Annotated in this window: 15 protein-coding genes; 12 read left to right on the top strand and 3 right to left on the bottom strand. The window is 69.8% G+C overall.

Translation table 11 applies throughout. The annotated features are described in order from the left end of the window. The first annotated feature begins 53 nt into the window (after window positions 1-53). The 5 genes from ABZO29_RS14980 to ABZO29_RS14960 all read left to right on the top strand — a co-directional run bounded on the left by ABZO29_RS14980 (window position 54) and on the right by ABZO29_RS14960 (window position 5875). On the top strand, window positions 54-1802 hold the full coding sequence (locus tag ABZO29_RS14980; protein WP_367320677.1) for an ABC transporter substrate-binding protein: 1749 nt from the start codon (window positions 54-56) through the stop codon (window positions 1800-1802). 69 nt (window positions 1803-1871) lie between these two features. Further along, entirely contained in the window at window positions 1872-2879 is a 1008-nt protein-coding gene (locus ABZO29_RS14975) for an ABC transporter permease (RefSeq protein ID WP_367320676.1), read from the top strand. Beyond that, on the top strand, window positions 2876-3973 hold the full coding sequence (locus ABZO29_RS14970; protein ID WP_367320675.1) for an ABC transporter ATP-binding protein: 1098 nt from the start codon (window positions 2876-2878) through the stop codon (window positions 3971-3973). The genes ABZO29_RS14975 and ABZO29_RS14970 overlap by 4 nt, the downstream gene beginning before the upstream one ends. Then, on the top strand, window positions 3970-5154 hold the full coding sequence (locus ABZO29_RS14965; protein WP_367320674.1) for an ABC transporter ATP-binding protein: 1185 nt from the start codon (window positions 3970-3972) through the stop codon (window positions 5152-5154). Before ABZO29_RS14970 ends, ABZO29_RS14965 begins: the two co-directional genes overlap by 4 nt. A gap of 64 nt (window positions 5155-5218) precedes the next feature. Further along, the gene (locus ABZO29_RS14960; protein WP_367326143.1) at window positions 5219-5875 is read left to right on the top strand and encodes a trimeric intracellular cation channel family protein; all 657 of its coding nucleotides are present in this window, start codon (window positions 5219-5221) and stop codon (window positions 5873-5875) included. On the opposite strand, the gene ABZO29_RS14955 is transcribed toward ABZO29_RS14960, so the two are convergent. Further along, the gene (locus ABZO29_RS14955; protein ID WP_367320673.1) at window positions 5784-7016 is read right to left on the bottom strand and encodes an alpha/beta hydrolase; all 1233 of its coding nucleotides are present in this window, start codon (window positions 7014-7016) and stop codon (window positions 5784-5786) included. The genes ABZO29_RS14960 and ABZO29_RS14955 overlap by 92 nt on opposite strands. Before the next feature lie 157 nt (window positions 7017-7173). Here ABZO29_RS14955 and ABZO29_RS14950 point away from each other — a divergent pair, with 157 nt between their 5' ends. After that, window positions 7174-8034 carry a thioesterase family protein gene (locus ABZO29_RS14950; RefSeq protein WP_367320672.1) on the top strand — a complete coding sequence of 287 codons (861 nt, stop codon included), beginning with the start codon at window positions 7174-7176 and terminating at the stop codon, window positions 8032-8034. Here ABZO29_RS14950 and ABZO29_RS14945 read toward each other — a convergent pair. Beyond that, the gene (locus ABZO29_RS14945) at window positions 8021-8608 is read right to left on the bottom strand and encodes a TIGR03086 family metal-binding protein (protein WP_367320671.1); all 588 of its coding nucleotides are present in this window, start codon (window positions 8606-8608) and stop codon (window positions 8021-8023) included. The genes ABZO29_RS14950 and ABZO29_RS14945 overlap by 14 nt on opposite strands. A gap of 102 nt (window positions 8609-8710) precedes the next feature. Here ABZO29_RS14945 and ABZO29_RS14940 point away from each other — a divergent pair, with 102 nt between their 5' ends. Then, a complete protein-coding gene (locus ABZO29_RS14940) occupies window positions 8711-9691 on the top strand; it encodes a helix-turn-helix transcriptional regulator (RefSeq protein ID WP_367320670.1) in 981 nt (326 codons plus the stop codon). Window positions 9692-9829: 138 nt separating this feature from the next. Further along, entirely contained in the window at window positions 9830-10240 is a 411-nt protein-coding gene (locus ABZO29_RS14935; RefSeq protein WP_367320669.1) for a hypothetical protein, read from the top strand. Window positions 10241-10318: 78 nt separating this feature from the next. On the opposite strand, the gene ABZO29_RS14930 is transcribed toward ABZO29_RS14935, so the two are convergent. After that, window positions 10319-10945, bottom strand: a complete 627-nt coding sequence (locus ABZO29_RS14930) for a TetR family transcriptional regulator (RefSeq protein WP_367320668.1) — start codon at window positions 10943-10945, stop codon at window positions 10319-10321. A 99-nt stretch (window positions 10946-11044) separates the two neighbouring features. Between ABZO29_RS14930 and ABZO29_RS14925 the strand changes: the two genes are divergently transcribed. The 4 genes from ABZO29_RS14925 to ABZO29_RS14910 all read left to right on the top strand — a co-directional run bounded on the left by ABZO29_RS14925 (window position 11045) and on the right by ABZO29_RS14910 (window position 13370). Next, on the top strand, window positions 11045-11212 hold the full coding sequence (locus ABZO29_RS14925; RefSeq protein ID WP_367320667.1) for a hypothetical protein: 168 nt from the start codon (window positions 11045-11047) through the stop codon (window positions 11210-11212). A 21-nt stretch (window positions 11213-11233) separates the two neighbouring features. Further along, the gene (locus ABZO29_RS14920; RefSeq protein WP_367320666.1) at window positions 11234-11500 is read left to right on the top strand and encodes a DUF4190 domain-containing protein; all 267 of its coding nucleotides are present in this window, start codon (window positions 11234-11236) and stop codon (window positions 11498-11500) included. Window positions 11501-11756: 256 nt separating this feature from the next. After that, entirely contained in the window at window positions 11757-12926 is a 1170-nt protein-coding gene (locus tag ABZO29_RS14915) for a cysteine desulfurase family protein (protein ID WP_367320665.1), read from the top strand. Between the two features lie 66 nt (window positions 12927-12992). Further along, on the top strand, window positions 12993-13370 hold the full coding sequence (locus ABZO29_RS14910; RefSeq protein ID WP_367320664.1) for a DUF1304 domain-containing protein: 378 nt from the start codon (window positions 12993-12995) through the stop codon (window positions 13368-13370). The last annotated feature ends 2 nt before the right edge of the window (window positions 13371-13372 follow it).

Below are 13372 nucleotides of genomic sequence, written 5' to 3'. Positions count from 1 at the left end.
CGCCGCGACGAGAGTCCAACAGGTTTCCAACAGTGAAGGGGAAGCAGACCATCATGCGAAGGTCAGCGCTGGCCGCGGTTGCGGCCATCGGCAGTGCGAGCCTGCTGCTCGCGGCATGCAGCAAGGCCGATGACAACACTGACAACGGGACGAAGTCGGCTGGGGCCAACGCAGCGACCAAGGACGTTGTCAACGCCTCCACCGCGAAGGGGGGCACGGTCACCTACGAGCTGTCCGACGTGCCGGACTCCTTCGACCCCGGCAACACGTACTACGCGTACATGTACAACTTCAGCCGTCTCTACGCGCGTCCGCTCATGACCTTCAAGCCCGCCCCGGGCGAGAAGGGCAACGAGCTGGTCCCGGACCTCGCCGCGAGCCCGGGTGTGCCGGGCGACGGAGGCAAGACCTGGACGTACAAGCTGCGTACGGGCCTGAAGTACCAGGACGGCACGCCGATCACGTCGAAGGACGTCAAGTACGCCGTCGAGCGCTCCAACTTCGCGCGCGACGTCCTCTCCCTCGGCCCGAACTACTTCCAGCAGTTCCTCGCGGGCGGCGACAAGTACAAGGGCCCCTACAAGGACAAGAGCGCCGGCGGCCTGGCGTCCATCGAGACGCCGGACGACACCACGATCGTCTTCAAGCTCAACCGCGCCTTCCAGGAGTTCGACTACCTGGTCGCGACGCCGCAGACGGCTCCGGTGCCCCAGGCCAAGGACAAGGGCATCGACTACGTCAAGAGCATCGTGTCCTCGGGCTCCTACAAGTTCCAGAGCTACGACGAGGGCAAGCAGGCCGTCCTCGTCCGCAACGAGAACTGGGACGCGAGCACCGACCCGCTGCGCAAGCAGTACCCGGACAAGATCGTGGTCAACCTCAAGGTCAACGCGGAGACCATCGACAAGGACGTCCAGGCCGGTGACGCGATCGACCTGGGCGGTACGGGTGTCCAGGCCTCGACCCAGGCGCAGGTCGTCAACGACGCCGACAAGAAGGCCAACACCGACAACACCTACGGTGGCCGTCTCGTCTACATGGCGATCAACACCAAGCTCGCGCCGTTCGACAACGTCGCCTGCCGCAAGGCCGTCGAGTACGCCATCGACAAGGTCTCCGTGCAGACCGCCGAGGGCGGCCCGATCCGCGGTGACATCGCCACCACCGTCCTCCCGCCGGACATCCCCGGCTACGAGAAGGCGGACGTGTACGCCACCGACGGCAACAAGGGCGACGTGGCCAAGGCCAAGGAGCAGCTGAAGGCCTGCGGCAAGACGTCGATCAGCACGAACATCTCCGCGCGCAGCGACCGTCCGCAGGAGATCGACGCGGCCACCGCGATCATCAACTCGCTGAAGGCGGCCGGCATCAACGCCACGCTGAAGCAGTACCCGTCGGGCAAGTACTTCACCGACTACGCGGGTGTGCCGGAGTTCGACAAGAAGCAGAACATCGGTCTGATGATGATGCAGTGGGGTGCCGACTGGCCGTCCGGCTACGGCTTCCTGCAGCAGATCCTGCACGGTGACGCCATCGGCGCGTCCGGCAACACCAACCTGTCGCAGCTGAACAACCCCGAGGTCAACGCGAACCTGGAGAAGGCGATCGCGACCGAGGACAAGTCCGCCCGCGACGCCCTGTACACACAGATCGACAAGAAGGTGATGGACGAGGCTGCCCTCGTTCCGCTGACCTACTTCAAGGTCCTGCTGTACCGCCCGACGACGTTCACCAACATGGTCTCCTCGGCGGCCTGGAGCGGGCAGTACGACTACCTCAACATCGGCACGACCAAGAAGTAGCCCCGGAAGGCAGGTGAAGGCATTGGTGCCCGCGGGCTTCGCGGCCCGCGGGCACCAGCGCCGGTCCCCGTGATCTCGTACATCCTCCGCCGGACGTTCGCGGCATTGATCCTGCTGCTGGTCGTCACTGCGGTCACCTTCGCCATCTTCTTCCTGCTGCCACGGCTCGCAGGCCAGACGGCCGACCAGCTCGCGCAGCAGTACATCGGCAAGAGCCCGACGAAGGCCGACATCGCAGCGGTCAAGCACAACCTCGGTCTCGACGAGCCCGTGTACATCCAGTACTGGCACTTCATCAAGGGGATCGTGGCCGGCGCCACCTACAACCTGGGTCCCACGACCGCGCACTGCGACGCGCCGTGCTTCGGCTACTCCTTCAAGACCCACGAGGCGGTCTGGCCGCAGCTGACCTCCCGCCTCCCGGTGACGGGTTCGCTGGCCCTCGGTGCCGCCATCCTGTGGCTGGTGTCCGGTGTGGTGGTCGGTGTGATCTCCGCCCTGAAGCCGCGCTCGTTCTTCGACCGCACCTTCATGGGTGTCGCGCTCGCCGGTGTCTCGCTGCCCATGTTCTTCACCGGCAGCCTGGCGATCCTGCTGTTCACCTACCAGTGGCCGATCTTCGGCCGCACCTACGTCCCGTTCACCGAGAACCCGGCGCAGTGGGCCAACACCCTCTTCCCGGCCTGGTGCACACTCGCCCTGCTGTACTCCGCCATCTACGCGCGGCTGACCCGTTCGGGCATGCTGGAGACGATGAACGAGGACTTCATCCGCACGGCCCGGGCCAAGGGCCTGCGCGAGCGCAGGGTGGTCGCCCGGCACGGCCTCAGGGCCGCGCTGACGCCGATCATCACCGTGTTCGGCATGGACCTCGGCCTGCTGCTCGGCGGTGCCGTGATCACCGAGACGGTGTTCTCGCTGCACGGCGTCGGTGAGTACGCGGTGAAGGGCATTACCGACAACGACCTGCCCCCGATCCTCGGCGTCACCCTGCTCGCCGCCTTCTTCGTCGTGATCGCAAATCTCCTGGTGGACCTGCTGTACGCCGCCGCCGACCCGCGCGTGAGGCTCTCGTGACCGAACTCTCCAAGACCGGTGCCGCCGTGGGCGAGCCCACGAGCTCGCCCGCGAACGCGCCCGACGCCTTCCTCGCGGTCCGTGACCTCAAGGTGCACTTCCCCACCGACGACGGCCTGGTCAGGTCCGTCGACGGGCTCAGCTTCGAGGTGGAGAAGGGCAAGACCCTCTGCATCGTGGGCGAGTCGGGCTCCGGCAAGTCCGTCACCTCGCTGGCCATCATGGGCCTGCACCGGCTCGGCGCGAGCGGCAAGAACGTCCGGATGTCCGGCGAGATCTGGCTCGACGGCAAGGAGCTGGTCTCCGCCGATCCGGAGGAGGTGCGCCGGCTGCGTGGCCGCGAGATGGCGATGATCTTCCAGGACCCGCTGTCCGCGATGCACCCCTACTACAAGGTCGGCGACCAGATCGTCGAGGCGTACCGGGTCCACCACGACGTCAGCAAGAAGGTCGCGCGCAAGCGGGCCATCGAGATGCTCGACCGGGTCGGCATCCCCGAGCCCGCCAAGCGCGTCGACGGCTACCCGCACGAGTTCTCCGGCGGTATGCGCCAGCGCGCGATGATCGCCATGGCTCTGGTCAACAACCCCGAGCTGCTCATCGCCGACGAGCCGACGACCGCCCTCGACGTGACCGTCCAGGCGCAGATCCTCGACCTCATCCGGGATCTGCAGAAGGAGTTCGGCTCCGCGGTCATCCTCATCACCCACGATCTCGGCGTGGTTGCCGAGATCGCGGACGACGTCCTGGTGATGTACGGCGGCCGGTGCGTGGAGCGCGGCCCGGTCGACGAGGTCTTCGAGAAGCCGCAGCACCCGTACACCTGGGGCCTGCTCGGCTCGATGCCGCGTATCGACCGTGAGACCTCCGAGCGGCTCACCCCGGTCAAGGGCCAGCCGCCGAGCCTCATCAACGTCCCCTCGGGCTGCGCCTTCCACCCCCGCTGCCCGTACGCGGACGTGCCCAGGGGGAACGTCACCCGCACCGTGCGCCCCGAGCTGGAGCTGGTCCCCGGCGGGCACTGGTCCGCCTGCCACCTCTCGGCGGAGGACCGCACGCGGATCTGGACCGAAGAGATTGCGCCGAAGCTGTGAGTGAGACGAAGAAAACGGACGCGACGCCCTCGGTTCCGCAGCAGGCGCCGCCTTCCCAGGACCGCGAGGTGCTGCTCAAGGTCGAGGGCCTGCAGAAGCACTTCCCCATTCGCAAGGGCGTGCTGCAGCGTCAGGTCGGCGCGGTCAAGGCGGTCGACGGCATCGACTTCGAGGTGCGCAGGGGCGAGACCCTGGGCGTGGTCGGCGAGTCGGGCTGCGGCAAGTCCACCATGGGGCGGGTCATCACCCGGCTCCAGGACCCGACCGGCGGCACCATTCACTTCGACGGCCAGGACATCACACGGCTGAACACGGCCGCGTTGCGCCCGCTGCGGCGGGACATCCAGATGATCTTCCAGGATCCGTACGGCTCGCTGAACCCGCGGCACACCATCGGCGGAATCGTCTCGGCGCCGTTCCGGCTCCAGGGCGTCGAGCCCGAGGGCGGGGTGAAGAAGGAGGTCCAGCGCCTTCTGGAGCTGGTGGGTCTGAGTCCCGAGCACTACAACCGCTACCCGCACGAGTTCTCCGGCGGTCAGCGTCAGCGCATCGGCATCGCCCGTGCGCTCGCCCTGAAGCCGAAGCTGGTCGTCGCAGACGAGCCGGTCTCCGCGCTCGACGTGTCGATCCAGGCACAGGTCGTCAACCTGATGGACGACCTCCAGCAGGAGCTCGGCCTGACATACGTGATCATCGCGCACGACCTGTCCGTCGTACGCCATGTCTCCGACCGCATCGCGGTGATGTATCTCGGCAAGATCGTCGAGCTCGCCGACCGCACCTTGCTGTACGAGGCCCCGATGCACCCGTACACCAAGGCACTGATGTCGGCGGTACCGGTGCCGGACCCCAAGCGCCGGGGCGCCAAGAGCGAGCGCATCCTGCTCAAGGGCGATGTGCCCTCGCCGATCTCCCCGCCGAGCGGCTGCCGGTTCCACACCCGGTGCTGGAAGGCGACGCAGATCTGCAGGACCACCGAGCCGCAGCTGGTCGAGCTGAAGCCCGGTCAGCGGGTCGCCTGCCACCACCCGGAGAACTTCGAGGACCAGGCTCCGCAGGACACCGTTCTGCTGACCGCCGCGAAGGAGGCGGCGTCAAAGGTTCCCGAGGTTCCCGAGGTTCCCGACGTTCCCGAGGATCCCACGGCTTCCAACGGCGAGACTCCCACCAAGGAGAAGTAGACCCGATCGCGGCCCCCGCCTTGCTATGTAAGGCGGGGGCTGTTTCATGGGTAAGAATGTAAGGGTGGTCCAGCAACTCTTCACCCCTTCGGTCCAGCACACGCTCGACCTCGTCGGCATCTTCGTGTTCGCCATCTCCGGAGCCCTGCTGGCCGTCCGCAAGAACTTCGACGTCTTCGGCATCGCCATGCTCGCCGAGGTCACGGCGCTGGGCGGCGGGCTGTTCCGGGACGTGGTCATCGGGGCGGTGCCACCCGCGGCCTTCACGGACCTGGGATACTTCCTCACCCCTCTGCTCGCCGCCCTGCTGGTCTGCTTCCTCCATCCGCAGGTGGAGCGCATCCAGAAAGGCGTGAACGTCTTCGACGCGGCGGGGCTCGGCCTGTTCTGCGTCACCGGGACGACGAAGGCGTACGACCACGGCCTCGGTCTCACCGCCTCCGCCGCCCTCGGCCTCGGGACCGCCGTGGGCGGGGGAGTGCTGCGCGACGTCCTGGCCAACGAGGTACCGTCACTGCTGCGCTGGGACCGCGATCTGTACGCGGTCCCGGCGATGGTCGGCGCCACGATGGTGGTGCTCTGTATCCGCTACGCCGCCCTGACCCCGCTGGCCGGCGGCTTCGCCGCCCTCACGGCTTTCGTCCTGCGCCTTCTCGCGATGCGGTTCCACTGGCGAGCGCCGCGTGCGTGGAATCGTCGTTCGACGGTGCGCGAGGAGTAGAGCCGCGCTTGCCGACGTGGTGCCGGCCCATCTCCTCGGTGAGCCAGCGGAACGCGGGAACCACCTGCGGCCGCCACAGCGCCATGGTGTGCCCGCCCGCACTCCTCGGGATGTAGACCACGTGTACGGTCGTCGGCGCCTTCGCGGCCTGTCGCAGGGCGAGGGCCGCCTCATAGCCGTCCCGGGGCTGGCCGGAGAGGTAGAGGGCGACGGCCGGCGGAGTGGGTGCCTTCTTCAGCAGCACATAGGGGTTGTTCGCGGCGCGCAGCGCGGGTGTCTCGGCTGCGAGCGAATTGCGTTCGCCGATCGGGTCGTTGTAGCCGGAGAGGCTGACCGAGGCGCGGTAGCGGTCGGGGTGGGCCACGGCCAGCTTGGTGGCGCAGTGCGCTCCGGCCGAGTACCCGGCCACGGCCCAGCCCTTGGGCGCCGGTTCGGCCCGGAAGTTGTCCATGACCATCTTCGGCACGTCGACGCTCAGCCAGCTGTCGGCGTTGACCGTGCCCGCGATGTTGGCGCAGCCGGTGTCCACGCCTGGCAGCAGGGTGGTGCGGGGGGCGACCAGGATGAAGGGTGCGACCTGACCGCTGCGCATCAGCGGCAGCAGCTGCTCGTGGGCGTGCAGCGCCCCGAACCACGCCTTCGCCGAGCCCGGGTAGCCGGGCAGCACCTCGACGACGGGGAACCTGTGGTGCCGGTAGGCGGGCTGGTCGTACTGGGGCGGCAGCCAGACGTAGACCTCGGCGTTCACGCCCGACACCCGGCCCTTGAGCTGGGTGACGCGGACGCCGCCGGCCGCGCGCATGGACGGACCGGAAGCCTCCTTGAACGTCTGTCTGACCTTGGGCAGCCGCTCCAGGGCTATGTCGCCGGTGCCGTTCGGGCCGAGGTCGGCGGCCTGTGCGACGTGGCTCTTGGTGCCGAGCAGGTCGGACCAGTTGTCGTACAGGTTGTTGGCGTTGTTGACCATCACGAACACCAGGGCCACGGCCGTGCCCTGCGCGAACAGCAGCATCAGCAGCCGGGCCACGGCCCGCAGGGCTCTGTGCCCGCGCAGTCGCGACCACAGCAGCAGCGGCAGCGCGACGGCGACCACGGACAGCACGATCAGGGTGTAGAGGAACGGAGTCCCGGTGAGGCTCATGCCCCTACAGAGGGGAATCCGGGGCCCCTGGTTACGGACGAGTTCGGACACTTACCGAGAAATTGCCGGACCCTCACCCAGGGTGGCCGGCCTGCTTCGCGCAGCCGCCAGAGAAGAAAAGCTACCGCTTAGTAGTTACTTGTTGTACCGTTCAGGCATGCCAGAAGCAGCTTCCGCAGCGGCCACACGGGCCACGATCGGCGACAGCGAGTTCGACCGGGACACAGCGGTCACCCGGCGCGCCCCCGGTGTCTACGGCATCGACCTCTCGGCCGGCTGGACGATCATCAGCGCGGTCAACGGCGGCTACCTGCTGGCCGTCCTGGGCCGCGCGCTCGCGGACGCCCTGCCGCACGGCGACCCGTTCACGATCTCCGCCCACTACCTGACGGCCTCCCAGCCGGGCCCGGCGGTCGTCCGCACGGACGTGGCGCGCACCGGGCGGAACCTCTCCACCGGACAGGCCTCGCTCTTCCAGTACGACGAGCACGGCGAGGAGATCGAGCGGATCCGCGTCCTCGCCTCGTTCGGCGACCTGGACTCCCTGCCGGACGACGTCCGTACGACCGCGAAGCCGCCCGCCTTCCCGCCCATGGACCACTGCTTCGGACCCGAGGACGGACCGGCCCCCGTCGACGGCAGCTCGGCCATCACCGACCGCCTGATGCTCAAGCTCGACCCGGCCACCCTGGGCTGGGCGCTCGGGCAGCCCTCCGGCAAGGGGGAGATGCGGGCGTGGTTCGGGCTGGCCGACGGCCGCGACCCCGACCCCCTCTCGCTCCTCCTCGCGGTGGACGCCCTGCCGCCCACCGCCTTCGAACTCGGCCTGACCGGCTGGGTGCCGACCGTCGAACTCACCGTCCACATCCGCTGCCGCCCGGCACCGGGCCCGCTCAGGGTCTCCATCACCACACGCAACCTCGCCGGCGGCTTCCTGGAGGAGGACGCCGAGGTCTGGGACAGCAGTGACCGCCTGGTCGCCCAGTCCCGCCAGCTGGCGAGGGTCAGGCTCGGCTGAGGGGTTTCCGGCCGAGCCAGGCCGCCAACTCGCCATACGTGTCCGTCCCTTCGGCAGCGGGCAGCGCCGAGAAGAAGGGCGTGTTCGCGTCGCGCTGCTCGTCCGGCAGGACGCGGCGGGCGGTGGCGAGCGCGAACTCGGCGAGTTCGGGGTCGAGTTCGAGCGGGTGTCCGAGCGCCTCGGAGAGATCCCAGGTGTGGGTGACGATCTCCATGACATAGCCGGAGAGCGCGGCCCGCCCCGGCACCTCGCCCCACGGCACCCGGACCGGTGACTCCATCCTGGCGTCGGTCTCCCATGCCTTCAACGCCCGTGTCCTGACCTCGTCGTACGCACCCGTCCAGGCGTCGTCCTCGACCTCGTCCGCGAACGGCCGCACGGCGAGCCCGTCGCCGCCCTCGCCGACCACCGCGATACGGAGGGTGCCGCCGACCATGTGGCTGAGCAGCAGGCGGACGTCGAACTCGGCACAAGGCGTCGGGTCGTTCAGCTGCTCGGGCCGTACGGTCTTGATCAGCGCGGCCGCCTGTTCGGTGGCACGGGCATACAGCGGTCGGGGGTCGACGGCGTTCATAACGGGCCTCTCTGTTCGGATCGGTGCTCAGAGATTCGCCGCATAACCTGACAGCTTCCGTCAACATTTGCCCGAGGCCGTGCAGGGCGGGATCCTGGGGCCGTGAAGTCCGACCGCCTGCTCTCGATCCTGCTGCTCCTGCAGACCCGCGGCCGCGTCCCCGCGCACGAACTCGCCGAGCGGCTCGAGGTGTCGGTGCGCACCATCTACCGCGACATCGAGGCGCTGTCCGCCTCCGGTGTGCCCGTGTACGCCGAGCGCGGGCGGTACGGCGGTATCGAACTGCTCGCCGGCTTCCGTACGGACGTCACGGGACTGACCGCCGACGAGTCGCGCGCGCTGTTCGTCCTGGCCGCGCAGGGCGCGCACGCCGCGCTCGGCCTGGACGCCGCGCTCGGCTCCGCGCTGCGCAAGGTGATGGCCGCGCTGCCCGCCCCGCACCGGCCGGCCGCCGAGGTGACCAGCCGCCGCGTACTGGTCGACGCCACCCGCTGGAAGGGCGGCCCGCGGCCCGCCGTGGACCTGGAGGCGCTCCAGGACGCGGTCTTCGCCGACCGCCGGCTGCGACTGCGCTACCGGCACAGCGGCGATCGGGAGCCGAGCACCTACACCGTCGACCCGTACGGCCTCGTCTCCAAGGCGGGCGTCTGGTACCTGGTCGCCGACCGGCGGGCGAAACCGCAGCTCTTCCGCGCCGACCGGGTGCACTCGGCCGAGGTCCTCGACGACGCGGTGCGCCGGCGGCCCGGGGTCGAACTCGCCGACGCCTGGGAGGTGCTGCGCCGCCAGGTCGAGGAACGCCCCGGCGGACTCGACGTCACCGTCCGCGTCAGGCGGGACCGGCTCGACATGTTCCTGCGCCTGAACGCCTCGCAGCTGGCCGAACTCCCCGACGACGACGGCCGGAGCGAGTGGGTGACCGCTCGACTGTCGTACGGCGTCGTCCGCGAAGCCCGTCAACTGCTCGCGTTCACCGACCGGGTGGAGGTCCTCTCGCCGCCCGAGGTGCGTGAGGAACTGCGCGCGGCGGCCGCTTCTGTCACGGCCTTGTACCAGCGGGCAGGTGCGGGGCCGGAGCAGTAATCCCTGTTCAGAGCGTTCTCTGTAGCTCCGCTTTACCTGATTGACAGGCAGCGGACAGAGCGGTCTCAAGGAAGGCCTAAACGCCGTTGGTTGAGTGCACGCCTCAGGACTCCCTCATCTTCCCTGGAGTTGTTTCTCATGAAGCGTGTGCGTGTCATCCCGGCGGTGGCCCTGCTGGCGCTCTCGCCTCTGGCCCTGGTGGCCTGCGGCTCGGGCGACTCGTCGTCCTCCGGCAGCGGCAACTCCGGGCAGCAGCAGGCCTGTCAGGCACCGTCCGGAGCGCCGAGCGGTGCTCCGTCGGGAATGGAAAGCGGTGCCCCGTCGGGCGCTCCCGCCGCCGACGGGACCGCCCGGCCGTCCGGGGCGCCGAGCGGTGCGCCCAGCGGGGGCCCCGGCGGTGGGCAGGGCGGTCAGGGCGGCCCCGGCGGCGGTCAGGGAGGCGGTCAGGGAGGCGGCTGTGGCGGCCCGGGCGGGGGCGGTGGCGCCGGCGGTGCGGCGCCCAGCGGCGCCCCGACCCAGCAGGCGACGGCATCGGCGACCAAGAGCTGACCTCGGACGTCGTACGACAGGGGCGGCACCCCCGTTCACCGGGGGTGCCGCCCCTGTGTGCCGCCCGGCTGCCCGCGCTCAGTCCAGCCAGTGCCGGCGGCCGACGGTGATGAGCCGCATCTGGCGGGTCGCGAGCTGCGCCACGCGCTCCCGCTCCTCCTCCGGCGCCTCCAGGGCCTCCAGGAACAGCGAGGCCGTGATGAGCATCTGGTCGACGTAGAGGTGGGCGAGCATGAGCAGGTCGTCGTCGCTCCAGCCCTGCGCCTCCGTGTCCTTGGCCAGCTCGTCCCTCACCTCCTCGGCGAACCGGGCCAGTTGGTCCCGGATGGCCGCCCGCACCGACTGCACCCCGCCGTGGCGCTCGCGGGCGATGAACCGGACGTGCGCGGGGTGGCTCTCCACATGACGGGCGATCAACTGCACGGCACGCGTGATGCGTTCCTCACTGGTCTCGGCCGCGCTCACGGTGTCCCGGATCATCGGGTGCAGGCTGCCCAGCGCCTCCTCCACGAGGGCGACGCCCAGATCCGCAGTGGAACGGAAGTGCCGGTAGAAGGCCGTCGGGGCGACGCCGACCGCGCGGGTGACCTCGCGCAGGCCCAGACTGCTCAGGCTCTGCTCCTCCAGCAGTCGCAGCGCCGCGTCCAGGAGGGCCTGCCGGGTCTTCTGCTTCTGGGCCTGCCGGATGCCGAGGGTGTGACTCATGCCATGCAGTTAACAACTGTTCTCTGGAATTGAAAAGGCGTACGGCGCGCTAGACTCGATAGTCAGTGAACAACTGTTCTCGGAGGGGGATTCGATCCCATGCTGTTCCTTGTCGCAGCGCTCCTGCTGCTCGGTGTCGTGATGGGCACCGTCGCCCACGCGCCGTTCACGTTCACCCTCGTCGCGGCCACCGTCATCGCCGCCTGGCTCGGCATCTTCGCGCTCCGGGAGCGCCACGGCCGCCGGCGTCACATCCGGAACCACTGACTCCTCGGGAGCTGACCGACCATGCAACTCACCGCACCGGCAACGCGCCCCACCGGTACCCGCGACGCCGACGGCATGGCCGTGGCGTCCTTCATCCTGGGCCTCCTGGGCCTCCTCGTCCTCAACGTCTTCCTCGGCCCGATCGCCATCGCCCTGGCCTCGGTGGCCCTCTGGCGCGGCACGACCCGCCGCGGCCGCGCCTACCTCGGCCTCGGCCTGGGCGTGGCGGACCTCCTGGTCCTGGCGGCATTCATGCAGGCGGACAGCACGATCTCGTGGAGCTTCTGAGGGGGACCTTTTCACGGCGGTGGTACCGCCTGTCGGCAGCCGGTCCGCTACCGCCGTGGGCAGTCGTTCCGCAGGGCGGTGGGGGTCCCCCGGCTCGAGCGAAGCCGAGAGCGGGGGAGGGCGGGCACGGCCTGCAGCGCAGGGTGCGCCGCCAACGACGCCAGGTGCAGCCCAGGCAAGGCGCGAGACCTCGCCGCACCCCAGGCCGACCTTGACACGAGGCCCAAAAACAGCGCGCCGTAGAATCGGCGTCACCATGGCATACCTCGACCACGCCGCGACAACCCCGATGCTCCCGGAGGCGGCAGAGGCACTCACCGCCCAGCTGAGCATCACGGGCAACGCCTCCTCCCTCCACGCATCCGGCCGCCAGGCCCGCCGCACGGTCGAGGAGTCCCGCGAAACCCTCGCCGAAGCGCTTCGCGCCCGCCCGAGCGAGGTCGTCTTCACCTCCGGCGGCACCGAGGCCGACAACCTCGCCGTCAAGGGCCTGTACTGGTCCCGCCGCGACGCCGACCCGGCCCGCACCCGAGTCCTCGCCAGCCCCGTCGAGCACCACGCGGTCCTCGACGCGGTGCACTGGCTCGGCGAACACGAGGGCGCCACGATCGAGTACCTCCCGGTCGACCCGTACGGACGGGTCCACCCCGAGGCCCTTCGCGAGGCCGTCGCCCGCAACCCCCACGACGTCGCCCTGGCCACGGTCATGTGGGCGAACAACGAGATCGGCACGGTGATGCCGATCCGTGAACTCGCCGACGCCGCAGGGGAGTTCGACGTCCCTCTGCACGCCGACGCCGTCCAGGCCTTCGGCCAGGTCCCCATCGACTTCGCCGCCTCCGGGCTCGCCGCGATGACGGTCTCCGGCCACAAGATCGGCGGGCCGTACGGCATCGGCGCCCTGGTCCTCGGCCGCGAGTACACCCCCGTACCCGTCCTGCACGGTGGCGGCCAGGAGCGCCACGTCCGCTCCGGCACTCTCGACGTCCCCGCGATCGCGTCCTTCGCGGTAGCCGGACGCCTGGCCGCCGAGCAGCGCGAGTGGTTCACCCGGGAGATCGGCGCCCTGCGCGACAGCCTGGTGGAAGCGGTCCGTACGGCGGTGCCCGACGCGATCCTCGGCGGCGATCCGTCCCCTGAGGGCCGCCTCCCGGCGAACGCCCACTTCACCTTCCCCGGCTGCGAGGGGGACTCCCTCCTCCTCCTGCTCGACGCCCAGGGCATCGAGTGCTCCACCGGCTCCGCCTGCACCGCCGGGGTCGCACAGCCCAGCCATGTCCTGCTCGCCACCGGCACCGACCCCGACCTTGCCCGTGGCACGCTCCGTTTCTCCCTCGGCCACACCTCCACGGAGGCCGACGTGGAGGCGGTCGCCAAGGCCATCGGCCCGGCGGTGGAGCGGGCCAGGGCGGCGGGTCTGACGTAATAAGGGGGGCACGGGAGGCCGCGCACGCTCTTGCCGACGTCCGTACCCGGGCGGACACTCCGCTCCGTGAACCTCGTCTCGCAGGTCTTCGCCCTGATCGCGGCCGTGACCCACATCGTCGTCGGCACGCTGGAGCGCTTCTTCTACGACCGTCCCGCGGTCCGCGTCCTGCTCACCACGTCCACGGCGGACGCGCCCGAAGTCACCCTGTGGCGCTCGGGAGTCGCCGTCTACAACATCCTGCTCGGCCTCGGTCTCGTCGCCGGTGTGATCGCCCTCCAGGGCGGCAGCACCACGGCCGGCCGCACCCTGGTCATCTACCTCTGCGCGTTCCTGATCGTCTCCGCGCTCGTTTTCGCCGCTTCCTTCCCCCGCCTGTGGCGCGGTGCTCTGGGGCAGGGGCTGCCGCCGGCGGTCGCCCTGCTGGCGGCAGCGCTCTCCTGACC

This window comes from Streptomyces sp. HUAS ZL42 (genome assembly GCF_040782645.1).
Classification (GTDB): Bacteria; Actinomycetota; Actinomycetes; order Streptomycetales; family Streptomycetaceae; genus Streptomyces.
The sequence above is the reverse complement of the archived record's forward strand: the minus strand, read 5'-3'. Positions and strand labels throughout refer to the sequence as shown.